Genomic DNA, 26,286 nt, shown 5'->3' on the forward strand with positions numbered 1-26,286 from the left:
AATACTTTAGCATATTTCGCGAATTTGCCGAGTCCAATAGTGGAGCTTAGTTTGCTTTTAATTTGAAAGAAGTTGCTGATAGTCAAACACTAAATCGGTGATAATACGGTATATAGGCATAGCCAACAGCTGTTAAATCAAAATGTATTTGCTTATTTACAAAACAACCAAGTCTAAATAATTGTAGTACTAGATTTATATCGTTTTCAGAATGCCTTAACCAACTATTTCAGAAATTCCTTTTGGAGCTCTTTTAAGCGAATGACATAATGGATACCTAATAAAAAAGCAATAGAAATTACTAACATAGAAGGTTTACTGGATATTATGTTCTTTATATGCAATACCTGAAGAAAATAGTCTAAATAACTATTGAATAGAATTATGCAAAGGCTAGTAATCATTATAAAAACTCCGATAACTAAAGGAAAATTCCAAATGGTAGGATTATATTCTGATTTGGCTTTATGAGCCTCTATTTTTAACATTAGTCTTTCTGTGAAACCCGAAGAGGTTTCAATAGTGCTTTTTGAGAGCAGTTTTTTCGCTTTTTCTTCTTTCATAATAAATCATTTAACTCATTGCCCAATAATTGTCGTAATTGAAAATCTAGATTATTTCTGCCACGATGTAGACACACCTTGATTTTTGATGTCTTGAATCCTGTTATTTTGCTTATCTCTTTAATACTCATCTCTGAGAGGTAAAATAAGCGTAACGTGAGAGCTTCGTCGGCATTCATTCGTAGCAAGGCTAAATTGATGAACCGCTTTTGATTTTCTTCTTTTAGCATCTCTTCGTGTGTAATTAATTTTTCAGGAACTATTGTAATTTCTTCAATGTCAACACCTTTTTTAATTTTTTTCAGTTGGTTATAGCTTGTATTTACAACAATACGATATAGCCAGGTTGCAAATTTAGATTTGAAATTAAAAGTTTCAATTTTTTGAAATACCGTTATAAATACATCTTGCAAAACATCTTCTGCCAAATCTTGGTCTTTAAGAATTGAAATAGCCAAGGAAAGCGAAGCGTCCTTATGTCTTTCGACCATAAGCTTAAAAGCATCGCTATCACCTTCCTTGATTTGGTTTATAATATGTCGTTCGGATTGTGTGTCCAACGTATTAAGAGGTACGTTTTCTCAAATAATGAGCAATAACTAAACTTAATCCTGCAAATACGGAAATCGTTCCCAAAACTAGTAAATCTGTTGTGTCTTCTGTAAGATCCATTTCCGTAAAAATTGAAGAGACGATAAAGCCAATTCCAAGACCAAATACAATACAACCGATATCTATGTAGCTAACTCTTTTTGAGTATTGGGTAACGTCAATACCCTTCTCAATCATTGCTTTTTTTATCATATAATGATACTTTGCCAGTATAAACACGACGGTGACAAATCCCGCTGATAGAGCCAATAGGCTTAATACTTCATCTAATTTTTCCATTTTGATAATTATTAAAATTGTTCTTCGATTAGCTTTTCTATTTCTGTTAAAAAAGGAAATAGGTTATTTGAGTTTCCAAACATAACGAACCCATATTTTTGGTCGGGAACAAACATTGCATAAGCTTGAAAATCATGATTGTTTCCAGTATGCAAGTGCATCATCCCATTTGGTGTAGGTTTCTGAGCAAAGCCTAGACCCCAACCTGTTTGACCAGTTTCTAAATGTATTTTATTATCTGGTTTAAAATGGTTGTGCTCTTTAAGCATCAAATCTCTTAGGGTTGGTGATAAATTGTTTGATTTCATCATTTCAATAAGAAATAGGGCGTAATCATAAGCATCAGATTGTAAGCTATAGCCTGGGCCCACTTTTTTATCACGGTGCATTTCCATATTCACTTTTCCATTCATATGGCCCTTTACTGTATGCTTTTCAAGAACATCGTTCCACGTGTAAAAACTGCGTTGCATACCCAAAGGATGAGCTACTTCTTTAAGAAAGAGACTGTCTAATTGACTTCCCCAGCCTATTCCTAATTTTGTGCCAAGGGCGGCGCCCATATGCTGATATGCTTCGCCTGAGTATGAAAAATCAGTTCCAGGTTCAAACGCAATTTCTATAGGTTTGCCCTTCACCCAATTGGGAATTCCGGTTCCGTGGGATAAAACTATTCTCGGTGTAATTCTTTTATAAGCTTCAAAAGAATCGTCGGCAATAGTGTTCTCAGGGAAAATATCTTTTAGAAAATCATAGATAGGTTCATCCAAGTTGAATTTTCCTTGTTCTACCATTTTCATTATAAAATAGGCGAACAGGGGTTTTGACAATGATGCCCCTTCAAAAATACTTTCTGTAGTTACGGGCTCTTGGGTTTTTAGGTTACTCACACCAAATTTATTATGATAAGCAATTTTAGCATCGTTTATAATGGCTATGGATAGTCCTGGTAATTGAATAGAATCCATAATATGTTCTATACGAGATTCAAGGGTTGAAATGGACACTTTTTTTCCGCTCACAGTTTTAATGTATTTACTTTGAGCATAGCCGTTTTGACAGAAGTTTATGCTAATTAATAGCAATAGTATATATGATAATTTTTTCATCTTGTATTATTTTGAAATTGAAATGTGTTTTGTGAATTCACATTTATTGGACAAGATGACTTTGAAAAAGGTTACAAAATAATTGTACGTTATTTTGAACAGTTCTTTTTATTTAATAAATTCTAAGTCACTCAGCGCATTCCCAAACATTTTACGAAAAGCTACATTCTGGAAGAAAAGCTTCAATACAATCGTCTTGGACATTGCTCCCGATTACCACTTTAAATTTCAAATGAAATAGTAGTAATCCATATTGTAAATCCAATATAATTTTATATTTGTTACAGATATAACGACTTGGATAAAAGTTAGAAATAGGATTATGTAACAAAATGTCGGAATTATTAAAACAAAGAAAAAAACTCAACTTAACCCAAGACGAACTTGCTGAAAGGGCTAAAATATCGGTTAGGACGATTCAGCGAATAGAATCTGGCCAAGAATTAAAAGGCCACACCTTAAATGCATTGTCAAAAGCATTGGGTGTGAGTAAAGATGTATTAATTCCAGGTCAGACCGAGCAAGATGAAATGAATTGGTCACTTTTAAAAATCATCAATACATCCTCGCTCTTTTTAATTTTTATTCCACTCGCCAGTATTCTTCTTCCCTTGGTAATCACAAGGTGGAAAAAGGCATTCAATCCTATAACGAAACAAATTATTACCCTGCAAATCCTATGGACGTGTGCGTTACCTTTAGCGATACTAATAGCCTCTCAATTGGGAAAGTACACCGACATCAACCACGAGATAGTACCACTCACGATTATGCTGATGTTGGTAGTGAACGCCTTTATTATTATCAGAAACACCGTAGCATTAGATAAAAATAAAAATCTCTTCATCAAGCTGAATTTCAGTATACTATAGAATTTGTCATATAGATGTCAGGTAATTGTCAGGCCTAATAGGAATCCTTTCCTACAAAAAAGAAGTTCATTGAGCCCGGAAAATATTTTCCGAGTTTATGAATAACTTTTAACCAAAACATCAATCAAGATTATGACACGATTTTATCAAGCACTTACATTTGTGCTATTGGCTTTATTTTCTCATCAAAAATTAAGTTCACAGGATTACCAGAAACTCATTTCAGAGAAATTACATCAACAAAGTCCCGGAGGAACAGTACTGATTTCAATAGGAGATTCTATTGTATATCACCAATCCTATGGAAAAGCAGATATCGAACTGAACATTCCGATGCATAATGAGAATATTTACAGAATCGCTTCCCTATCCAAACAATTTACAGCAATTGCCATTTTAAAGCTTTACGAAGAAAAAAAGCTATCACTTAAAGATGAGATTACAAAATATATATCAGATTATCCTACAAATGGACAAAGCATAACAATAGAACATTTGCTAAGTCACACTTCGGGAATCAAAGATTATGTATCTACGGTTCTGTTTGATACAAATGTTATGAAACAAGGCAAAACAACGCTGGAACTGATTGAGTTATTCAAAAACGAACCAATGGATTTTGAACCGGGAACAAATTACAATTATTCAAGTTCCGGATATGTGCTTTTAGGATATATTATCGAAAAGGTATCGGGTATGAGTTACGAGAAATATCTTGAAAGTGCCATTTTCGAGCCTTATCAACTGAAGGATACAGGTTATGATAATTCTCAGGAAATCGTTCAAAATCGAGTTTCAGGTTATAAAGGCAATAATGGAGACTATAAGAATGCTGATTTTATAGATATGAGCCTTCCTTATTCAGCTGGCTCTTTAATGTCTTCTGCCGAAGATTTGTTCCGATGGAATAAATCATTAAAAAACCACGAAGTAGTTTCAGAGGAAATTCTAAAAAAAGCGTCTTCCCCGTTCATTTTAACATCTGGTAAAAGAGGTCTTCACGGATATGGTTGGGAAATCGGATATGTACAAGACACAAAAGCTGTAAAGCATAGTGGACGCATCAATGGTTTTATATCCTATGCTCTAAATGTGCCGGAAAAGGATATCTATGTAGTTATTCTTACCAATTCTGAAGACGTACAAAATGCAGGCCTAACGGCAACAAAGCTTGCCGCAATGGCGATGGGGAAGCCTTATGATTGGTCAGAAATAAATTTATCAGTAGCAGAATTGGAATCATTAAATGGGATTTACAGAAACGAATACGGCGTTGAAAAAATCATTCGCCTCGAAGATGAATCCTTATTATTTTTTGATAGAGGACGTACAAAAAACAAACTAGTTCCTTATGCGCCGAATGGATTCTATATTCAAAACACACTTGCCACTTTCTCTGTTGAAAGAAACAATAACCAAATGCAATTGATAGAAAATGACACCTATCAAATCAAAAAGTGGACCCGTATCGATAGCAATATTAAAAGTTTCAAAACCGTAAAAGTGAAGTTTAAGGACTTAAAAAAGTATGTTGGAACGTATGAACTACAACCTAATTATTACTTCACTGTTTTTATTGAAGATGGCAAACTTATCGGACAAATCGAAAACGATAAAAAGGAGTTACTGCCAATAGATGGGAATAAATTCATAGCTAAGGATGTCGATGCCCTATTGACCTTTAACTTAGAAAATGATACTGTAGTAAGTCTCACGTTGGACCAAGGTAGAAAAATGGTTGCTAAAAAGGTTGAGTAAAAAATTCCTTTTGCAATTCTTTTAATTAAGAGATTACAATCAATAAGAGTTCGTAAAACTTAAATAACAAATAAAAATTCATCAATAAAAATCAAAAAAATGACTTTAAAACTTAAAAACTTTAGTACAGTATTTCTTTTAGCAGGCTTATTATGTGGCACTATGGGCACAGCTCAAAATTCACAGAACGACCTAACTAAAACCATCTTAGAATTAGATGCTACCTTCTGGAAAGCCTATAACAGTTGTGATTTAACAACGTTCAGGACATTATTTACAGATGACATAGAATTTTATCACGATAAAGGAGGACTTACCGAGACCTTACCGTTATTTATGGAACAAATTTCCGAAAATGTGTGTGGCAATAAAAATGTTCGATTGAGAAGGGAAGTTCTTGAGGGCTCTGTGAATATTTATCCTTTAAATAATTACGGCGCAATTATCTCTGGTGACCATATATTCTATTTAAAGGAAGGTGAAACAAAAGAGCGATTAGTTGAAAAAGCCAAATTCACTAATGTTTGGAAGTTTGAGAATGAGCAATGGAAAATGTCCAGGGTGTTAAGTTATGATCACCAACCTGTTTCTGAAAATATCTTTAAAAAAGAAACTATATTATCTAAAGATGAGCTTGCTATTTTTGTGGGAAATTACAAAGCACCTAAAAACGGACCCGTTAAAATTTTCTTATCGGAACAAGGAAAACTAACAATGGATGCTGGCCGAATGGTAGCAGAACTACACTCAGAAGAAGAAAATATTTTCTTCATCAAAGAAGCACCATTAGTTTTCGAATTTATTAAGGATGCGGATGGTAAAATCATAAAATTTACTGTTAAAGAGAATGGAAAGCAAGTAGAAGAGGCAATTAAAATAAATTAGAACTGGTTGTAATTCTAGACAATGAATTCTATACCATTACCAACAGGAACGCTTGGATAAAAAGCTTTTTGATGAGGTCTATGAAATGGCTTAAACAATGAAGAGGTTAGGCAGCTTAGTCTAACCTCTTTAATTTTCTTTTATGGTTTACGACCTAAACATATATTAATAACAAAAAATCAAATAGTATGAAATTCAATAACAAAAAAGTCATCATCACGGGTGGTGATAGAGGCATAGGAAAAGAATTGGTCAAAGTTCTCATAAATAAAGGTGTCGCGGATTTTGCCATAATGTCCAGGTCACTTTCTGGACTTGATGCATTAAATAGTGAATTTCCTGCTGTCAACTTTATAGGTTTAAAAGGAAACGTAGCGGATTCTGCGGACATCAAGAAAGCAGTAGCCAAAATAATGCAAGACTGGGGAAGCTTAGATATGCTCGTTCATAATGCTGGCGTGGTCTCGGCAGGTTCTCTTCTGGATATGAGCGATGAGGATATCAGCACACAGATTCAGGTAAACCTCATTGGGCCGGCGCTACTCACCAAGCATTGTATACCATTGCTCAAGAAAAGTGACGAACCACAAATTATCAATCTTTCTTCTGGGTTGGGTCTTATCGCGATGCCCTTCTACTCGGTCTATGCCATTACAAAAGCCGGGATACGGCAATTTTCTGATGCTATAAGACGTGAATTTGCACCTGATAATATTCACATACTTTGTGTATACCCAACCGCCACGGATACCGATATGATGGAAAACTCAAAACGGGAAAATATGGACTCACCGGAAATGGTGGCCAAAGAATCCATAGCAGCCTTAGAACGAGGTGATATCAACATTGTCTTTGGCGGAAGACAGCGTTAGAAGGATGTGCTCTACAATTTTACCTATCCCAAAGAAATGGATAAAGATATCGCTACAAAGTACGATCAACTTAAAAAAGCGACCCAAGGCCACCGCGCAATGTAAACTGCTTGTGCCTTCAGTATTTTTTGAGATAAGAAAGACCCATTTTGCAATGGATCTTTCTACGCACAGATGTTATATCCATCATCATTGGGCTGCGTTTGCGTTAAACAACATCTGCCGTTTTAAAAGAATGTTTTTTTATTTCTTTCCACCTAAAACCGATTAAGCATCAACTGCCAGAACGCTCAAAGTGGTAAAGGGGGGTAACGAGAATTGTTATTATCAACCAGTTTCTGGAAGGAATGTGTACTAGCACCAGTGCCACTAGCATCGAAAAGTCTATTGAAAACTTTATTAATCAACCCGAATATATAGAAGTGCAAATCTGATTTTGCTAATAGGATATCCTAATATCAATATATTGTATTAATGACCATTGTATGAACTAGATATAATCGGGCTCTCAGTCTCAAAAATTTTCTTTAATTCCTAAGTACACACACAATTTTTACTTTTGATTTTTTATACAGAATAAAAGAGCAGTCCATTAGAGTGGACTGCTCTACACTAACTGCGCTTTGGGGGAATTACACAAGCGCAGCTTCTAGGGGTGCGACTTCAGGGAAGTCTACAGGCACCTTTGTCGTACGGTGTATATAATTGGATATCGTCTTATCGCCTACCAAAGAAATCGTGTCGATAAGGTTCTCTTTCGTCCATCCGGCATTAAAAAAGTTTTCCAAAACTTCGTCATCAGTATTTCCTCTATTTTGGGTGATGTTTCTGGACAACTTTGCCAAAGCATCTAATTTGGTGTCAAAGGTTGCCTCACCGGCACGTAGCTCTAGAATTTGGTCTTCGGTAAAGCCATTGAGTTTACCGATGGCTGTGTGTGCCGCTAAACAGTATTCACAATTGTTCACTTGGCTTACCGCGAGGTTCACGACTTCTTTTTCTTTCGCTTTAAGCGAAGTCTTTGCATTCGAAAAATCTAGGTAGTTCTTTAAAGCATTATCCGAGTGTGCATAAGTGGCAAAAAGGTTGGGAACAAATCCCACTGCTTTTTCCAAATGGTCAAAAATTGCTTTGTTGGCTTCACTTACTTCGTCTCTTGTTGGTACATTAAATGTGTTCATAACTTCTGTTTTTAAATTGTTATTGAATTGCTATAAATGGTTTCTCGGATTCACAATAAAAATCGTGGTGGTGATGGGTATCACAGTTCCGAAGTATTTTATTTTGAATAGTTCTTTTTGGGTTACCAAAGATTTCAATCAAGTTGAAAAGACAGGTGTTGTTTAGTTTCATTTCGTTTTACTTTTAATCACTGCAAAGAAGCGGTGAAAGACAGGGCTATAACATAACCCAACTTCCTAACGAATTGTATGTTTTTCCCGAAACCCAGAATTTCAGGTCGTGTTTATTCAATCATAGATGAATTGCTTGAAAAAACATTCGTATTTTAAGGTGTTACCGCTCAGAACGACCACCTTATTAGAGGACTGTTCAAAAAACCAAACACATTATGAAAACATATGATCATATAATTTTAGGCACCGGGCAAGCCACAGGCACATTGCTCGGAAAATTAATAGCAACAGGTGATAGAATCGCCGTAATCGAAAAAGAAAAAGTTGGCGGCAGTTGTGTCAACTATGGATGCACACCAACAAAAACCTTGGTGGCAAGTGCAAGGGCGTTGTATTTGGCTCGAAGGGGGAATGAATATGGTTTTAAAATCGGTGAGATTACCGTGGATTATGATGTCATCCGTAAGCGAATGAACAGCATCCGAAATGGGAACAGCAACGGAATGAAAAAGTGGTTGGAAAGCACTGACAATATTGATTTTTATCACACAAAAGGTGTATTTCTTGAGGACAAAATATTATCCGTTGGTGATAAAAAAATAACAGGCAAGAACATCTACATCAATACAGGAACGCGACCAAGAATTCCAAATCTAGAAGGTATTGAAACCGTAGAATGGATGGATAGTGCAAAACTGTTAGATAAACCCGACCTGCCTAAGCACCTTATCATATTGGGTGGTGGTTACATCGGTGCCGAATATGCCCAAATCTATAAGCGTTTTGGTTCCAAAGTTACCATAGTACAAAGATCAGAACAATTGATGCCGAGGGAAGACGAAGATGTTGCAGACGCCATCAAGAACATATTACAGGATGAAGGTATTGATATTGTTTTTAGCGCTTCCGCGAAAGCGGTAACTAAAACCGAAAAAGGAATAGCACTTACCATTGAGATAGACGGAAACGAGCAGACCATTGAAGGTTCTGATTTATTGATTGCCATAGGTCGATTGCCAAACAGCAAAACTATTGGCTTAGAAAATACAGCCATTAAAACCAATAAACGAGGCTACATTCAAGTTGATGATTATTGCCGAACCGGTGTTGATGGCGTTTTTGCCTTAGGCGACGTGAATGGCGAAGGTGCCTTTACCCATACCTCGGTTAACGATGCCGAGATTGTTTTGGACTATCTATTCGATGGGGAACGCACTATTTCAAAACGTATCCCAATTTACGGTTTGTTCACAGACCCACCATTAGGTCGGGTCGGTATGAGCGAAAAAGAAGCTTTGGCCACAGGCAAGAAAGTTTTAAAAGCAACCTATCCACTCAGCAAAATAGGTCGTGCCAAAGAAATGGCAGAAACCAAAGGCTTTGCCAAATTGCTGGTAGATGCAGAAACCGATTTAATAATGGGCGGTTCCATTTTAGGCATCAATGGTGATGAAATCATCAATATGTTCGCTGCCATAATGCATAGTGGTATTCAATGTAAGAACTATCGAAGGGTTGTGTTGGTGCATCCTACCGTTTCGGAACTGATGCCTTGGATGCTGGATGGTATCAAAGAGGCGATGGAAAATGAAATGTAACCAAAGAGAGCTGTATGCTATAGCGCTGTAAAATGAAAACCATAAAAGCTATTAAAAGAATAGGATACTTTTATATTTGCATATCGAATTGAAAGAAGTCATCTTGAAAAAACAAAGCCTTCGATTTGATGACTTTTAAAAATGAAAAATGCTGAAGAAATAATTCTATTACTCGTTTCTGGTCAGGGAATTCTACTGAGCTTGGCCCTGCTTTCTTCCGTATTCAAGAAACGAATGACCGTCTTTTATATAGGATTGATAACTTCCGTTATTACTATAGAAGTATTGAATATCTGGGCTATGAGGGCATTTTACCACAGTACAGCAGGTGCAGTGCCATTTTGGATATTGGGCTCTTATTTGATAATACCACCCGCTTTATTTTTGTTTGTGAAGGCGAATACGCGTCCTGATTTTCAATATAATAATAAGTCTAAACTTCTGTTTATACCGGCTATAATCGAAATAATAGCAGAACTGTTTTCATTCTATTCAAACCAATTTTTTGGAACAAGCTATGACTTAATATCCATCAGGGTATGGTATGTATTTACTGAAATTGTTCCAGTTTGTGCGATGATTTTGGTTCTGGTTTTATTTGGCAATGAACTTATCAATCTGTATCGTCTATTAAAAAAGATACCAGTAAAGAATGGCGGCCGTTTTCAAGTCCATAGGCTTACCGCTTTTTTTGCAGTCTTTTCGTCTCTCACGTTATTATGGCTATTGATTGCCTTGTTCGATGTTCAAGTCTTTACGGTTATTGAGATAGCCTTATTAATTTTTATTTTCGTACTCGGATACATCAGTTACTTCAAACCGTCTTTTTTCGATATTCCTAAAATTCTGAAGCCGCAGCTTGTAAAGGATAAGTACCCTCAGTATGATGATGAAAAGGAGCTCAAAAGGTTGACCACACTTTTTGGGGAAGATAAAATTTACACAACACAAAAGCTATCTATCAAAGAGGTCGCGTCAAGAATGAATCTACCTGAGCGATATGTTTCCCAGTTAATCAATTCATACCATAACGTCAGTTTTAATTCCTATGTGAATTCATTTAGGGTCAAAGACGCTATGCAACGTATCAATGACCCCACGGAATCCCATAAAACCTTACTGGCCATAGCAATGGAATCTGGGTTCAATTCTAAATCATCCTTCAATCAAATATTCAAGGATACGACAGGAAGAAACCCTTCAGACTTTCTTGAAAAGTGATATACTTTTGTCCAAAAACACGTTTTTGGACGTCCAATTTTTAGTTTTAAAGCGCATTAAAAGTCATCTTCAGTTTCTTTTGTACTCAAAAACAATACAAAATGAAGAAACTTTTTATGGTAATAACGGCACTTGCAATTGTTCAATGTACCATTTCCCAAACCCAAAATAATATTACAAGCGAGGATAAACTTGATATCAAAATCAATAAAAACATAGAACTTCTTGGCTTGGCCTATTTCATAGGTTTTGAAGGCGTCGATATAGAAAATAAAACGGTGAAAATTCAAGGAGAGACCATACCTAAAAAGGAGTGGCACAACTATGGCTACCAACTCTATTTGAAGTACAAACCCTTTGCAACAAGTAACAATCTGGAAAAAAGCTTCTCGGTTGCCAACCACCTTTGGCTTGATTACTTAACCGCCTTTCTTCTTCAAGTTGGGGACGTACCAAATGCTGAACTTAGTCCAGAAATTGATAAGGGATACTATCTAAATTTCTCAAAAAGTAAGGATAGTATTGCAGCAAGGAAGAATGCAGAAATATTTTTAGAGGGTTTAAATGCTTTCGCAAAGGAAATTGACCTCGAAGACTACCTCACGGACTCAAAAGTATATTACGAAAGTGCAATCCAGGAAATAGCGGATGGATTGCTAGATAATAATTTTATAGTGAGTATGGAGAAGTTTTATGGAGAAAGCTTTGATCAATACGTACTGGTGCCCAGTCTAACAATCCCAAAGGGAATGGGTTTTGGGATTAAAATTCTAAGAGATACCAATACTTCGGTTTTTAGTGTATTTGGAGCCTTGGGAATTCAGGATTTTGATGATGAGGATAATTTAGAAATGGGCTTTGCCTATGAAAAAGAACTGATGGAATTGAGCATTCACGAATTCGGACACTCATTTGTAAATCCGGTTGTCGCCCAGCTACCGGATAGTTTGTTCACTTCCACCGAGCATTTATTTGAACCACTACGCAAAAAAATGGAAGCCCAAGGTTACAACACTTGGAAAAGCTGTGTTTATGAGCATTTCGTTAGGGCTGGTGAAATTCTAATAGCCGAGAAATTAGGGAATTTGGACGCCGCGGAAAGGCTTCGATTGGACTATTTGGAACGTAGAAAATTTAATCACATTCCTCTGATTATAAAAGAACTGAAAGTATATGATTCTGGAGTTTATAGTTCTTATTGTGAGACTGTGGAAAGGGCGATGATAGCTTTATCTAAAATATGAATTTGTACAGAAGAGCTGAACCCTGACCTTTTGAATAAATACTAATAAAAGTGTCCAAAAAATGAACACCAAGTGTATCAAAATTGGACACTTTTAATTTTTCATTTTATTTTAAATTACTGGAAATCAAATGCTTATTTGATTGGCACGTTTTTTACATATTAAAAGAATATTCAAAAACACTAAAGATGCTCAGACACACCATTCTTATAGCTATAAGAAGCATAAAAAAGAACAAGACCAGTTTCCTCATCAATATCATAGGGCTTTCCTCTGGCTTGGCTTCCGTAATCCTGATTTGCCTTTGGATAAACGATGAATTGAGCGTAGATGCTTTTCACGAGAACAAAGAAAATATTCATCAAGTCATTACCAACTTAGATTGGGAGAATAAAATCATTACTATGGAAAACAGTCCGCTGTTATTGGCAGATGCCTTGACAGAAGAATTTCCAGAGGTAAAATCCGCAACTTCCACCAGTGCAGATTTTATGGAACCATCTGGAGTTATACAATACGAGGATAGGACTAAAGTTGGAACGGGCATATTTGCGAGCGAAAACTTTTTTGATACGTTCTCTTTCAATCTTCTATATGGCAATAAAAATGAAGTTTTATCCAGGAAGGATAATATTGTAATTTCAGAAAGTCTTGCAAAAAGTCTCTTTGCAAATCCACAGAGCGCCATTGGCAAAACATTGGTCTGGGACTATAAGTGGAGCGATGGTGGTAGAAAACGAACCTTGAGTGTTTCGGGTGTATTTGAAGATGTAAAAAATAATTCAACCCTCACCTTTGATGCATTATTACCGGCCAAATCGATGGTAGACGATTCCAGATGGGCAGGGGATTGGAGTGGCGGTTATGCACATACGTATTTGGTTTTGGACGAGAATGCGGACGTCGACGAACTAAATGATAAAATTGCAAAGTTTTTGACCACAAAGCTCAAAGATAGGGACAATTTCGAGCTATTTACACAACAGTTCTCATCCACATATCTCAACGATACTTATGAGAATGGTGTGCTGGTAGGTGGCAGAATTTTTTATGTAAGATTATTTGCCTTCATTGCCTTGTTTATTCTCATTATAGCTTGTATCAATTTTATGAATTTGGCAACGGCGCAAGCGAGTAAAAGAATTAAGGAAATAGGGATAAAAAAAGTAGTTGGAGGAAGAAAAAGAGGTTTAATATTTCAATTCTTAGGAGAGTCTATTTTCCTTACCATATTAGCTACGTTATTTGCTTGCATACTTTCATTTTTGGTATTGCCTTACTTTAATAATATTACTGGTAAAAGCATCCTATTCAAACCTTCTTTTGCCTTAATATTAGGCATCATTGGTTTAGCGATTGTTACCGGCGTATTGGCTGGAAGTTATCCAGCATTTTATTTATCAAGATTTAAACCTGTATCAATCCTAAAAGGTAGACTCAATACAGTTGCTGGTGAAGTATGGGTTAGGAAAGGGCTTGTAGTATTTCAGTTTTCTCTAGCGGTCATTTTTATTATTTCAGTTTTCATAATTAATCGCCAAATAGATTTTATGATGGACAAAAACCTTGGTTATGACAAGGAGAATGTTATTACTTTCAAACTAAAGACGGATTATAAGAATCGGGATGTCCTTATGAATGAGTTGGAAGCTATGAGCGCTGTTACTGATGTTGCTTTTATGAGCGGGAGTCTACTTGAGTCAGGCGATGGCCAAGGCGGATACTCTTGGAGAGGTGTAGATTCCGATAAAAAAGTAATGTTCAAAGCACCTAGGATAGGATACAATTATATTGAGACCTTAGGCATTGGTGTATTAGACGGACGTACTTTTTCAAAAGAGTTCAATGACGATGAGAGTAAAATTATCATTAATGAGTCTGCACTGAGGTTTATGAATTTAGAACCCAGTTCAGCAATAGGTACCATTATTGACCACGGAAGCGGTCAAAAAGAAATCATTGGCGTGGTCAAGGACTTCCAATATGGCTCGCTTCACAATGCGGTGGAACCACTAATTTTGAGATTTAGAAGAGGTGGTACCGATATGGCACTACGTATAAAAACAGCTGAAGTAAGTGCTGTGTTGAATGAGATAGAGACTATTTATGAAAGACTGCAACCAGGATATCCCTTTGAGTTTTCTTTCTTGGATTCCGAATATCAGAACCTTTATGAATCAGAGAATCGCGTAGCATCATTATCAAAAATAGCGACATTACTAGTAGTTCTAATATCTTGTTTAGGACTCTTTGGTCTTGTAATGTTTACCGCTCAGCAAAGACGTAAAGAAATTGGAATACGAAAAGTTTTAGGCGCAAGTGTTACAAGAATAGTGATGTCGTTATCCAAGGATTTTTTAAAACTTGTATTTATCTCTATTTTAATTTCAATGCCAATAGCTTGGTTTGTGATGAATAATTGGCTTCAGGATTTTGCATATCGTGTCGCATTAGATTGGAAGATATTTTTAATTTCTAGTTTAATAATTGTTTTTATAGCATTTATAACTATAAGTTTTCAAGCAATAAAAGCTGCCAATACCAATCCTGTAAAAAGCCTAAAAACCGAATGAAGTTTACCATTGTTAATCATTTCATTTAATTTAATGGCTATGAATGATGCTATACATTTTTAAAAAATCAGGCTAAACACAGTACCTTTACCTTCAACACTTTTAACTAATATTTTGCCTTTGTGTAGTAGCATTATTTGTTTGCACAGACTTAGGCCAATACCGCTTCCAGTAGCTTTGTTGGTGAAAAAAGGGATGAAAATTTTTTCTAAAATATCTTGACGTATACCTGAGCCATTATCAAACACTTTTAAAACAATTTGGTTATTTGCATTCTGCGACGCCAAAACTTTTATCTGCGCCCCTTCTTTTTTTATTTTGCAAGCATCTACCGCATTTAAGATAAGGTTTATTAATGCCTGATCAATTAGATGTCTATCAATATCCAATTCTAAATGTGGTAGCAAAACTTCAAAGTGAATATCAATTTTTTTTGCCCTTATCGAAGGTGCCATCAATAACTCTATGTTAAGGAAAAGCTCTGAAACTGCAACCCGCTCAACATTGATATTTGTTATTTTGGTTAAACTACGATAGGTTTTTGCGAATTTCATCAAACCGTCACTTCTATTTTTAATAGATTTGATTCCTAAGTTAATGTCTTCGAGCTCAAGTGTTTTTTCTTCAGGACTTTCAATGGCTATCTGTACGTTTTTTTGAAGTGTATCCGCTAAGGATGATATTGGTGCTATGGAATTCATAATTTCGTGGGTCATCACACTCAATAATTTCTTCCAAGACTCAGATTCATTTTGATTGAGAGTATTATCTATATCCTGCAAAACAATTAGCTTAAAAGATTCTTCTTTGACTTTAAAAATGGTATCAGAAATCAATACATTTTTTCTTTCATTTTGAATAGTTATCGATATGGCTTCGGCATCTTTACGGTAGGTTTCAAAAATCGAAGTGAAAAGTTTTGGCATTCTTTTTTCTAAGAACATTATATTTTTAAAGGAAGGCATATTTAAAATTTCTCTAAAGGAATCATTAGACCACAAAACGTCGCCACTTTCTAAATTATAGGAGATAATGCCAATATCTACCATCTCTAAAATCTTCTGCAAATAAACGTACCGTGCTTGACTCTGAGAATTTATATCTTTAAAAGTCTTATTAATTTTATTAAAGCCAGCGTATAGAAATCTAATATCTTTCGCCCCTTTATCTTCTGGAAACCATCTTGAAAAATCACTATATTTTACGGTTTCAAAGAAATCTTCTATTACTTCGAAACGGCGTTTTATAAAAAAAAGGGTATTGATAAAAACAGATAGAACAAAGAGGCCTGAAATTATGGCGTAAAATGTATAATTAAAATATATAAAGTAAAACAAACAGAGAATAGTAAGAACTATGAGAAGCACTCTAAAAAAAAGCCAAAAGATGTAGCTTTTATAGTTCATACTTTTCTATTCGTCTATATAGAGCAGCTCTGGTAATTCCCAATTCTTTCGCAGATTTAGAAATGTTTCCTTTATTTTTTTCCAATACTGTAAGAATAGCATTCTTTTCTAATTCGTTAAGGTTATGACTTGAATTGCCAATATGCGACTTAGTAGAAGAACTTTCGATGGATGAGAACACTAAATCATCAGCTTTCAAGACATCACCATCGGTCATAATAACTGCACGTTCAAGAATATATTGAAGTTCTCTAACATTACCTGGGAAGCTATGCTGTTTTAATTTTGAAATAAATCCAGTATCTAAAGAAAAAGAGTTTTTGTTATATTTTTCTGCATATACAGATATAAAGTGTTTCGTAAGCTTTGTGATATCTGTGTCGCGCTCTCTCAATGGCGGTACGACAATATCTACCGTGTTGATTCTGTACACTAAATCTTTCCTGAATTTTTTTTCATCAGATAAGGTTTTTGGGTCAAAATTAGTAGCACAGATTAAGCGAATGTCAATCGGTATTGGAGTGTTTGACCCTAAAGGCGTAACTTGCCTATTCTGTAATACAGTCAACAATTTAGCTTGTTGGTTTAAGTTTATATTCCCTATTTCATCTAAAAACAAAGTACCAGTATCTGCAGCTTCAAAAAGTCCTTTTCTGTCTTCTCTTGCATCAGTAAAAGCACCTTTTTTATAACCGAATAACTCACTTTCAAAAAGCGATGCTGTTAATGCACCAACATCAACTTTAACAAATGGCTGGTTTTTTCTGTTTGAATTATCGTGGAGTGCACGAGCAATTAAATCTTTGCCTGTACCATTTTCGCCCAATACTAAAACGTTTGCTTCCGTTGGTGCAACTTTCTTGATTTTCACAAATACATCAATCATAACATCACTTTCCCCTATTATTCTTGTGCTGTTAGCATTAAGATGCTTTATTTTTCCAGATTTTGTTCTTTTTTTACCTAAAACTGTATTTATGGTTTCAATGAATTTTTCATTTTTCCAAGGTTTCACCAAAAAATCAGATGCGCCTTCTTTTAAGCCCCTTATAGCTAAATCAATATCAGCGTAAGCCGTCATTAGAATCACAGAGGTTTCAGTATTTAGTGACTTTATTTTATTGAGCCAAAAAATGCCTTCGTTACCCGTATTCACCAATCCATTAAAATTCATATCTAAAATAACGATGTCAAAAGCCGTTTTCGTTAATAAGGAATTAATGTTATTTGGGTTTTTGTCAGTCACAACTTCTTTTACCAAGGGTTTTAACAGAAGCCGTAATGCCGTGAGTATGTCAGCATCATCATCAATGACCAAAATAGAAGCTTTACGTAATACCATTATTACAATAATACAATATTATATCTATCCTAAAAAAAATAGAAAACCTAAAAAAGGATACTTAAAAAAGTGTACATTTTCGGACATTATGTGTATTAAAATCGGACAGTATATATATAAATAAAGATATAATATGTTGATTTTTAACGTTTTGTATTTATGGCATCATCTTCACAATAAAGTATCTATAATTCAAAGATTAAAAATGGACGTTAAAACTAAAAAGAAGAAGTTTTTAAATAAAAAAATTAGCCTCATAGGAGGTAGTATTGCTTTTGTTGCAATGTTAGGTTTTATAATTTTGCAGTCCTCAGATAGTTCAAAATTAAATATTGAAAGAGAAAGAATCTCAATTCATACGATAGAAAAAGGTGTATTTCAAGAAAATATTCCGGTTAATGGCATTGTACTGCCAGTTACAACAATTTATCTGGATGCGTTAGAAGGTGGTCGTGTAGAAGAAAAATTTGTAGAAGATGGAGCTGTATTGAAAAAAGGAGAGCCCATATTACGATTATCAAACACAGATTTAGAGTTAAGCCTTGTAAACCAAGAAACTTCAGTTTACAATCTGTTAACACAGATGCAAATTTCGCAGAATGCGGCACGCCAAAACACCATTAATAGACAAAATCAATTTACAGATGTTGAAAACAACTTGATTGAAGCAGAAAGAATCTATAAGCTCAACAAGCGTTTATATGATAAAGGAGCCATAGGAAGAATGGATTATGAATCTTCTGAAAACGATTTTAATTATCAAAAAGAGCGTATGAAATTGGCAAAACAGGTACTATCTGAAGATTCCATTTCTTCAAAACTTGAAATTAATCAAGCCAAGAGTTCATACGCAAGAACTCAAAGTGCTCTGGAACTTATGCGAAAAAAAGTTGGGGATTTGGTGGTTAGGGCACCTATCGATGGGCAGTTAACTTCTTTGGACGCAGAAATTGGCCAATCCATTACTAAAGGTACTCGTTTAGGACAAGTAGATGTAACAAGTGGCTATAAAGTAAGAGCTGATATTGATGAACATTACATTTCGCGAATTTATAATGGTCAAACAGGAACATTCGAATTAAATGGCAAAACATATACCCTTAGCATTAAAAAGGTCTTTACGCAAGTTACAAACGGTCGTTTTCAAGTGGATATGAAATTTGATGGAGAGATACCAGATGGCATTAGAAGAGGTCAGAATTTACAGATAAGAGTAGCCTTAAGTGCTGAGAAAGAAGCATTGCTTTTAGCAAAAGGGGGTTTCTTTCAAAAAACGGGTGGTAACTGGATTTTTAAAGTAAGTGAAGATAGTAATGAAGCCTATAAAGTAGATATAAGATTAGGAAATCAAAACACGAAATATTACGAAATTATTGAGGGCTTAAATCCGGGAGATAAGGTGGTGACATCAAGCTATGATTCTTTTGGCGAAGTCGAAAAATTAATTTTGAAATAGAGATTCGCAAAAACAACTCACAACGAAACCTTCTAACAAAAGAAATAAAATGATACAAATTAAAGATTTAGAGAAATTCTATAAAACGGAAGAAGTGCAAACTATTGCACTAAATAAACTATCCTTTGAAGTTAAGGAAGGCGAGTTTGTGACCATAATGGGTCCATCTGGCTGTGGCAAATCCACTTTATTAAATATACTTGGACTGTTGGACGACCCAGATGGTGGGAGCTTTATCTTTAATGGTACGGAAGTTAATAACTATAATGAGCGCAAACGTTCAGAGTTACGTAAACATAACATTGGCTTTGTATTTCAAAGTTTTAATTTAATAGATGAACTTACAGTTTTCGAAAATGTGGAATTACCACTTCTCTATACTGGTGTAAAAAGAACCCAAAGGAAAAAAAAGGTTGAGGAGGTTTTAGAAAAAATGCAGATTATGCATCGCAAGAATCACTTTCCTCAACAATTATCTGGTGGTCAACAGCAACGTGTTGCTGTAGCAAGAGCCGTAGTCAATAATCCTAAACTAATTTTGGCAGATGAGCCAACCGGAAACTTAGATAGCATTAACGGAAATCAAGTTATGGATTTACTCATAGACCTTAATGAAGCTGGCACAACAATAGTTATGGTAACCCATAGTGAGCACGATGCTAAGTATAGTCACAGAATTGTTAGAATGTTGGATGGACAAAAGGTCACCGAAAATGTCCTGATATAAGTTTGTAAAATACCATCGTATTAGTGAAAATCGAATACTGATTTTCATAAAAAGGACTTATAAAAAATAATTTAATTCAGGGCGATATTTCAATCTAATAGCTCACGCTCGTTCTTAGGTGCTCTCTCTGCCACAAAACTTTTTATTTAAAAAGTAATTATAATATCTGAGATATAAATTGCTCTTAATGGCATATATCTCTAATAATATTTAACGTAATAAATATGAATAAAAAAATTTCAGCAATTGCCGTTATAATTCTATTGGGCTTAATAGGCTATGCCCAAAATGAAGCATCTAAAATTTATACTTTAGAAGAATGTGTTGCAATTGCTTTAAAAAATAATTTAGAAATCCAGTCAAGCATTTTAAGTGCGCATTCAGCCAAAATAAATTTGCAACAAGCCAAAGCAGATTTGTTACCTACCTTAAATGGCAATTTTAATTTAGGAGTTAACAACGGAAGGAGTATAGACCCATTTACAAACGATTTTATAAATCAAGAATTGACATTTTCAAATTTGGGTCTACGTTTGAATATGACCGTTTTCAATGGATTTAGATTAATCAATATTGCAAAACAAAATAGTTTGAACAAAAAAGCTGCCAATATGGAAGTAGAAGCTTCTAAACAGGATTTAGTGCTAAACGTAACCCTGGCATATCTTCAAGTTCTAAACAGCAAAGCTATTTTACAATTAACCGAGCAGCGCTATGAAACTACAAAGGAGCAACTTAAGATTCAAAAAGAATTTTATAAGAATGAATCAGGAAATCCAGCTGACTATTTAGATATTTTAGGACAACTCGCTAACGATGAAACCAGTATTTTGGATGCACATAGTGATTTAAATAATGCAAGATTAAGCTTATCACGGTTATTAAATTTAAAAGAGAATATCACTATAGAAAATAAGGATTTTTTCTTAGATTTTAAACCTTACGGTCTATCAGTAAATGAAGTCTATTTAGAAACAGTAGCAAATTTAGCAATATTTCAAGCTAATAAATCAAGGCTTGAGGCAGCAGAAAAAGGGGTTAGTATAGCAAAGTCACAATTTACACCGGAAGTATCTATTTTCGGAGGTTTAAATTCTAATTATTCAAGTGTGGCACAGATATTTAACTCTACAGGTCAAAGTATTGTTGAAACTGGTGATTTTGTCACAATAGATGGGCAAGATTTCCAGGTTATGACCCAGCAAACATCCTTTAACCCTGAGCGCATCGGTTATAGAGAGCAACTCGACAATAATTTAAACACAGTAATAGGTATTGGTGTGAGAGTCCCAATTTTCAATGGATTTAGAGCTAAGAACAATGTAGCTTTAGAAAAAATTAAAGTCAAAGAGTCCATTGTTGAGTTACAGCGTACACATTTAGAGGTTGAAAACGCTATTGACCAAATCTATTTTGATATGGAAGTAGCATATAAACGTCTTCAAAGTTTATTAAAACAGCTTGAGGCATATGAGGAATCATTCCGGGTAAACGATATAAGATTTAGAAACGGTATTTCAAATTTCTTGAATTATATTAATAGCAAAAACAATTTGGATAACGCAAAAGTCAACTTTGTAAATACAAAATATGAATATTTGCTATTTGTAAGAGTACTTGATTACTATAGAGGTAATGTTTTATAAGAGTTTGTGAACTGGATTCTCGATAGAATTTACTAACATTTTTCCCATACTATCGCACTAATGAAAAGTTTATTTTCATAATACACTCAGCCCATTCCCCTGTATTTCGCGAAAAGCTACATTCCGGGAAAAGAGCTTCCCTACAAAAGTCTTAAACACAATCCCCAATTTCAGATTTTCATTCCTTTGCGCAGGAACAAATAATTCCGTATTGAAGGAGCGAATTTTGAAAAGAATAGAGAAACTGTGTAAGTGTGAATATATAGAGGCAGCGTACATTAAAAGAATAAAATAATATGATAGCAAGAATCTGGGAAGGAAAAACAAAAATCGAGTTTTCCGATACCTATACCCAACTTATCGAAGAACGGGATATCCTTGATTACAGAAAAACAGAGGGTTTTGTAAAACTTACATTCTTGAAACGTTCCGACGAGGAGTTTACCTATTTCAAATTACTAACCTTTTGGGAAGATTTGGACGTTGTAAAAAACTTTACAGGCCCCAATTTTGAAGAGGCTACAGCTTACAAAGACGATAAAAAATATTTGGTAGACTGGCCTGGCAGCATAATACATTGTGAGGTTTTTGCGGAATAACTCAACTTTCTAAAGGTACGATAAACGTAATGCAGTTTGAAGACAAAACTGTTCTTGAAAAAATCGAACAGGAATTTCACCCTATTGCTGTTCCAAGTAAAGACCCAAATGACAAAATAAAAGGAATACTCTTCGAAATTTCCACAGATGAATTAAAGAAAGTAGATTTGTGCTAAGTTTATGATTACAAGAGAGTAAAGATAACATTCCAGTCGGGAAAGCAAGGTTGGGTCTATATAAAATCATAAATTTAATTTGTATAGTTAGGAATCCTTACTATATTTGCAGAGCAATAATGCAATAACAGTTTAAATTCATTCAGAAAATGAGCAAATCAATTTTTTACCACGCGGGTTGTCCAGTCTGTGTAAGTGCAGAACAGGACATCGTAAACTTAATCGGAGCAGACAATGTGGAAGTGGTTCACATTGGCGAAAACAGGTCGAGAATTACAGAAGCTGAAAACGCCGGTGTAAAATCTGTACCAGCTTTAGTAACACCTAATGGAAATACGTTACACATCAACTTTGGTGCATCAATGGACCATGTAAAAGGCTAATATTTTTTAAACATAATAGTTAGGATTCCTAAATAATTATTGGAATCCTAATTTTCTAAATCTTTAAATTATGAAATCAATAATATTATTACTTTTAGCAACAATGGTTTTCAGCACAACAAAATCGTGTGCTCAAGAAAGCCCTTATAAAAACAATGACTTCGCCATAAAAGAAGTTCGTGTTACTAACAAATCTGATTTGGGAATAACTGTTTGGGAAATTGATGTTAACGGAACGGCAGGAAAAACTACACCGACAAAGGCAGGGCAATTAGACGGAGCGCCAGTTTTGGGTTACGTCTTCCCGACCAGTTTAAAACCGACCGATGTAGGATTTGGTCAAACGGACGGCATTGTTGCTCTTGCCCTAACTTCGCATCCCGATTTTGATGATACACCACTTTGGGATGAAAACAATGATAAGATTTTTGACAATGACGGCCTTGTTTGGCATCCACATTGGGTAATCTTAACAAAAGATGAAAGGGTCGCAGGTGGGCTTTCTGTAAAACAATTTAAAAAAGCAGATAAAACTGTAGTATTGCCACCAACCAATCCTGGAATGCCAATGTATATGGACTCGCCAGGATTTCCTGTAACCACAATGGGAAATACGATAAAGGTCATCGTTCCAAATTACAGAATGAACAATCAATCAGATTTTAATTATGATGGTGTTACAGCATTTATGAAAGTGAACACGAGTAATGAGAATATGCCAATGTTGGGCGTTTACGAAGTGTATGGCGTTGCAAGTGGCGATTTATCATTGCCCTACACCGTAAAAAAACAATAGAATGAAAGTTTCAGTATGGGATACCTATGTACAGCGAGAAGACGGAAAAGTGATGCATTTTGACATCCTCGTGCCAAATGAAGTCACTGACGAAGAAACCATTTTTGGCTTCGGCAGACAATATCTTAAAACAAAACCTTTTACCACAAAGCATCTAACAGCGAAAGAATGCAGGTTTTGCCATATTGAACACGCCACCGTACAAATCCTTACATCAATAGAAAATGCAGGCTTTCACATCATTGAAATGGAGAATTGCGATTAATTTAATTAGGATTGCTAACTTTGTCCCGTTCAACAAACGGGACTTTTTTTATGGATAACAGCTTATTTAATCCAAAACAACAGGAAATAGATACTTCGAGCAAAATCGTTGCAGGATTGGAACGGATTTCAGAAGTGTTTAAAGTGTTGTTGTGGGAAAAAGTCAAATTGGTAGGCTTAAGCCCAATCCAAATTCAGATACTGATTTTCATAGCATTCCACAAACAGGACTTGAGCAATGTGAGCCATTTAGCCAAAGAGTTTAATGTGACCAAGCCAACTATTAGCGATGCGGTCAGGGTTTTGGACAAAAAGGGAATCGTTTTAAAAAAATTTTCAACTTCGGACAGTCGTAGCTACTCACTACAGTTGAGCGAATTGGGAAAAAAATTGGTAACAGAAACAAATGATTTTGCAAAACCTCTTAAAACCCTGATAGACAAATTCAACGAGAATGAATTAGAAAACCTGTTCAGTACAATTAGCGAGCTAATTTATAAATTAAACCGAAGTGGAATTTTGACCGTACAACGGACTTGCTATGGGTGTACGTTTTACCAAAAAAATAACGGAACAGACTACTGCAACCTACTTCAAAAAGTATTAAAGACTACTGAAATCCGATTGGATTGCCCAGAATATCAGAAAAAGACTGTTTAGCAGGTGCTTTTAAAACCCGCTCAGCACATTCCCCTACATTCCGTTGCACTACTTTCCGGGAAAAGAGCTTTCCTACAAAAATCTTGGACACAATCCTCAATTTCAGATTTTCATTCCGCAAACGCTTTCCGTTTCTCTGAAAAAGAACACTTCATTTCCTATCAAAAATTGTGAATTAAGTCTGCTCAATATCATTCTAAAAGTGTTAGTGTTATCGCTATAAAGAAATGGTATAGCATTATATTTGTTACAGATTTAAAAAGGTTCTTGCAATTATGGAAAAAATTTTAACAGTATTACTATTGACAATTTTTATGTTAATTGCTTGTTCAGGTAATAATGACGAACAAATTGGTTCTGCCCAAAATCCAATTGATTTTTCAATGGGCATATCGTTTCCGCCAGTAGCAGATAATGAACAAAGAGATTTTACGAAACCCCTTTTGGCCGAACTTGATGTAGATAGGATAAGAATTGGTGAAAACTGGAGCTTTAGAGAACCTTCAGAAGGAAATTTTAATTGGGAGCCTCTTGATGAAAGAATTCAATGGGCACAAGATAATAATATAGAAATATTCTTGACAATTCAATCTAATGGTCCCGATTGGGCTTGTAGTTCTCAACAAAATTCCAATTCCTGTGTATATAATGACAACGATGAATTCAAAAATTATATCGAACAACTACTTCAGCGATATCCAAATGAAATCTCAAAAATACAGTTTGGTAACGAGTGGCAAACCGACTTTTGGTACATTGGTAATGAACAACAATTTGTCTCTGCCAACAACATCGTATTCAATGCCATTCAAGAATATTCGCCCAATACCAAATTCGTACTTGGTGGTTTCACAACAATTTCTTTAAGATTTTTGGCAGGTTGTAACGGACTGATTGATGAGTTTTATGACGATGAAGGCATACTTTATGACCAAGCCTATTTGGAAGCAAATTGCAACAGTAATGAAATACAATCTGTCATAGATAGAATTGAATATGTTTTAGAAAACGCTCTCTACGATATTGTTGATATTCATTTATATGATGATGTTGAGAATTGGAACATTTATTTTCAGAATATCAAAACGATGGTTCAAAAACCAATTCTAATTTCAGAATTTGGTGGGCCAAACGTAAATATTGAGCCAGAAACGGAACAATACCAATCTGACCAACTCGAAAAATATATAAAAACGATTGATTTGATGGATGTAGATGAGACTTACTTTTTCAAACTTATCGAGGGAGGTAGTAATCCAGCACATTCAAAATCTGGGTTAATAGATGATACCACATTGTCCAAAAAAATTAGTTTTTCAACATTTGAAAAATATAACCGATAAAAACATAACCCACTCAGCACATTCCCCTACATTTCGCGAAAAGCTTCATTGCGTGAAAAGAGCTTCACTACAAAGGTGTTGAACCCATCCGCTTTTTACTTCCTGCATTCCGTTAACCCTACCCGCTAAGCTGGGAAGGGACACTTCATTCCGTCAATCAAAAGCGGATACGTTCGCTGGTACTAAACTATAAATTTTAAGTTCATTTCCACTTCCGATAATTGGGCAATTCACGTAGCGTATTCCGATACACTTCCGAGACCACGCTGTCCCTACCTTTTTTTGCCAGCAAAACTACAATAACCTGGGGCGGACGGCGGCATAAACCGTTGCGCTGCGCTACACTTTTTATACGCCTTACCGCCCCAGCCGATTGTCAAATCGTTCAGCAACAAAAAAAGGTAACAGCGAAGGCTCTAAGGGAAGTAAATCAAAAACGAAAACTATGAATTCTTGCACAATCATCAACACGGAAGCGGAAATAAAGTTAAAAAAACAAAAAAGGGAAAACGCTCTGGATAAAATAAGTAAATCATTCAAAAAAAAT

General features: G+C 35.2%; 25 protein-coding genes. 18 read left to right on the plus strand and 7 right to left on the minus strand.

Annotated features, from left to right (window positions below; genetic code table 11):
- Positions 1-224 precede the first annotated feature (224 nt).
- From ACFOSX_RS05300 to ACFOSX_RS05315, 4 genes are read right to left on the minus strand one after another with little or no spacing between them, the layout of a single operon-like run.
- Positions 225-563, minus strand: a complete 339-nt coding sequence (locus ACFOSX_RS05300; RefSeq protein WP_386097739.1) for a hypothetical protein — start codon at positions 561-563, stop codon at positions 225-227.
- Entirely contained in the window at positions 560-1,123 is a 564-nt protein-coding gene (locus ACFOSX_RS05305) for an RNA polymerase sigma factor (RefSeq protein WP_386097741.1), read from the minus strand. Before ACFOSX_RS05305 ends, ACFOSX_RS05300 begins: the two co-directional genes overlap by 4 nt.
- Positions 1,124-1,127: 4 nt before the next feature.
- Entirely contained in the window at positions 1,128-1,454 is a 327-nt protein-coding gene (locus ACFOSX_RS05310; protein ID WP_386097743.1) for a hypothetical protein, read from the minus strand.
- 11 nt (positions 1,455-1,465) lie between these two features.
- Positions 1,466-2,563, minus strand: a complete 1,098-nt coding sequence (locus ACFOSX_RS05315) for a serine hydrolase domain-containing protein (protein ID WP_386097745.1) — start codon at positions 2,561-2,563, stop codon at positions 1,466-1,468.
- Between the two features lie 332 nt (positions 2,564-2,895).
- On the opposite strand from ACFOSX_RS05315, the gene ACFOSX_RS05320 reads away from it, so the two are divergent.
- The 4 genes from ACFOSX_RS05320 (at position 2,896) to ACFOSX_RS05335 (ending at position 6,950) form a co-directional block, all read left to right on the plus strand.
- On the plus strand, positions 2,896-3,435 hold the full coding sequence (locus tag ACFOSX_RS05320; RefSeq protein ID WP_386097747.1) for a helix-turn-helix domain-containing protein: 540 nt from the start codon (positions 2,896-2,898) through the stop codon (positions 3,433-3,435).
- Positions 3,436-3,567: 132 nt separating this feature from the next.
- Complete coding sequence (locus ACFOSX_RS05325; RefSeq protein ID WP_386097749.1) at positions 3,568-5,193, plus strand: serine hydrolase; 1,626 nt, start codon at positions 3,568-3,570, stop codon at positions 5,191-5,193.
- Positions 5,194-5,292: 99 nt separating this feature from the next.
- Positions 5,293-6,078 (plus strand): nuclear transport factor 2 family protein, encoded by a 786-nt coding sequence (locus ACFOSX_RS05330; protein WP_386097750.1) that lies wholly within the window; start codon positions 5,293-5,295, stop codon positions 6,076-6,078.
- A 188-nt stretch (positions 6,079-6,266) separates the two neighbouring features.
- Positions 6,267-6,950, plus strand: coding sequence for an SDR family NAD(P)-dependent oxidoreductase (locus ACFOSX_RS05335; protein WP_386097752.1), 684 nt, complete (start codon positions 6,267-6,269; stop codon positions 6,948-6,950).
- Positions 6,951-7,582: 632 nt separating this feature from the next.
- On the opposite strand, the gene ACFOSX_RS05340 is transcribed toward ACFOSX_RS05335, so the two are convergent.
- Positions 7,583-8,131 carry a carboxymuconolactone decarboxylase family protein gene (locus ACFOSX_RS05340; RefSeq protein WP_386097754.1) on the minus strand — a complete coding sequence of 183 codons (549 nt, stop codon included), beginning with the start codon at positions 8,129-8,131 and terminating at the stop codon, positions 7,583-7,585.
- A 389-nt stretch (positions 8,132-8,520) separates the two neighbouring features.
- On the opposite strand from ACFOSX_RS05340, the gene ACFOSX_RS05345 reads away from it, so the two are divergent.
- The 4 genes from ACFOSX_RS05345 (at position 8,521) to ACFOSX_RS05360 (ending at position 14,941) form a co-directional block, all read left to right on the plus strand.
- The gene (locus tag ACFOSX_RS05345; protein WP_386097756.1) at positions 8,521-9,903 is read left to right on the plus strand and encodes a mercuric reductase; all 1,383 of its coding nucleotides are present in this window, start codon (positions 8,521-8,523) and stop codon (positions 9,901-9,903) included.
- Positions 9,904-10,044: 141 nt separating this feature from the next.
- Entirely contained in the window at positions 10,045-11,124 is a 1,080-nt protein-coding gene (locus ACFOSX_RS05350) for a helix-turn-helix domain-containing protein (RefSeq protein ID WP_386097758.1), read from the plus strand.
- Positions 11,125-11,225: 101 nt separating this feature from the next.
- Positions 11,226-12,368, plus strand: a complete 1,143-nt coding sequence (locus tag ACFOSX_RS05355) for a DUF4932 domain-containing protein (protein WP_386097760.1) — start codon at positions 11,226-11,228, stop codon at positions 12,366-12,368.
- 188 nt (positions 12,369-12,556) lie between these two features.
- Entirely contained in the window at positions 12,557-14,941 is a 2,385-nt protein-coding gene (locus ACFOSX_RS05360) for an ABC transporter permease (RefSeq protein WP_386097762.1), read from the plus strand.
- Between the two features lie 59 nt (positions 14,942-15,000).
- Here the strand turns inward: ACFOSX_RS05360 and ACFOSX_RS05365 are convergent, their stop codons facing one another.
- Positions 15,001-16,347, minus strand: a complete 1,347-nt coding sequence (locus ACFOSX_RS05365) for a sensor histidine kinase (RefSeq protein ID WP_386097764.1) — start codon at positions 16,345-16,347, stop codon at positions 15,001-15,003.
- Complete coding sequence (locus ACFOSX_RS05370; RefSeq protein WP_386097766.1) at positions 16,337-17,689, minus strand: sigma-54-dependent transcriptional regulator; 1,353 nt, start codon at positions 17,687-17,689, stop codon at positions 16,337-16,339. Before ACFOSX_RS05370 ends, ACFOSX_RS05365 begins: the two co-directional genes overlap by 11 nt.
- Before the next feature lie 205 nt (positions 17,690-17,894).
- On the opposite strand from ACFOSX_RS05370, the gene ACFOSX_RS05375 reads away from it, so the two are divergent.
- The 10 genes from ACFOSX_RS05375 to ACFOSX_RS05420 all read left to right on the plus strand — a co-directional run bounded on the left by ACFOSX_RS05375 (position 17,895) and on the right by ACFOSX_RS05420 (position 25,739).
- A complete protein-coding gene (locus ACFOSX_RS05375) occupies positions 17,895-19,145 on the plus strand; it encodes an efflux RND transporter periplasmic adaptor subunit (RefSeq protein WP_386097768.1) in 1,251 nt (416 codons plus the stop codon).
- A 49-nt stretch (positions 19,146-19,194) separates the two neighbouring features.
- On the plus strand, positions 19,195-19,872 hold the full coding sequence (locus ACFOSX_RS05380) for an ABC transporter ATP-binding protein (protein ID WP_386097770.1): 678 nt from the start codon (positions 19,195-19,197) through the stop codon (positions 19,870-19,872).
- A 224-nt stretch (positions 19,873-20,096) separates the two neighbouring features.
- Positions 20,097-21,518, plus strand: coding sequence for a TolC family protein (locus ACFOSX_RS05385; protein ID WP_386097772.1), 1,422 nt, complete (start codon positions 20,097-20,099; stop codon positions 21,516-21,518).
- 296 nt (positions 21,519-21,814) lie between these two features.
- Positions 21,815-22,117: an antibiotic biosynthesis monooxygenase gene (locus ACFOSX_RS05390; RefSeq protein WP_386097774.1), complete on the plus strand. Its 303-nt coding sequence runs from the start codon at positions 21,815-21,817 to the stop codon at positions 22,115-22,117.
- 29 nt (positions 22,118-22,146) lie between these two features.
- Complete coding sequence (locus tag ACFOSX_RS05395) at positions 22,147-22,293, plus strand: hypothetical protein (RefSeq protein WP_386097776.1); 147 nt, start codon at positions 22,147-22,149, stop codon at positions 22,291-22,293.
- A gap of 149 nt (positions 22,294-22,442) precedes the next feature.
- Entirely contained in the window at positions 22,443-22,676 is a 234-nt protein-coding gene (locus ACFOSX_RS05400; RefSeq protein ID WP_386097778.1) for a thioredoxin family protein, read from the plus strand.
- Positions 22,677-22,746: 70 nt separating this feature from the next.
- The gene (locus tag ACFOSX_RS05405) at positions 22,747-23,472 is read left to right on the plus strand and encodes a hypothetical protein (protein ID WP_386097780.1); all 726 of its coding nucleotides are present in this window, start codon (positions 22,747-22,749) and stop codon (positions 23,470-23,472) included.
- A gap of 1 nt (position 23,473) precedes the next feature.
- Positions 23,474-23,737 carry a DUF2024 family protein gene (locus tag ACFOSX_RS05410; RefSeq protein WP_386097781.1) on the plus strand — a complete coding sequence of 88 codons (264 nt, stop codon included), beginning with the start codon at positions 23,474-23,476 and terminating at the stop codon, positions 23,735-23,737.
- Between the two features lie 50 nt (positions 23,738-23,787).
- Entirely contained in the window at positions 23,788-24,396 is a 609-nt protein-coding gene (locus ACFOSX_RS05415) for a MarR family winged helix-turn-helix transcriptional regulator (RefSeq protein WP_386097783.1), read from the plus strand.
- Between the two features lie 275 nt (positions 24,397-24,671).
- Positions 24,672-25,739 carry a beta-galactosidase gene (locus ACFOSX_RS05420; RefSeq protein WP_386097785.1) on the plus strand — a complete coding sequence of 356 codons (1,068 nt, stop codon included), beginning with the start codon at positions 24,672-24,674 and terminating at the stop codon, positions 25,737-25,739.
- The last annotated feature ends 547 nt before the right edge of the window (positions 25,740-26,286 follow it).

It is taken from the genome of Winogradskyella maritima (assembly GCF_042650215.1).
Lineage (GTDB): Bacteria > Bacteroidota > Bacteroidia > Flavobacteriales > Flavobacteriaceae > Winogradskyella > Winogradskyella maritima.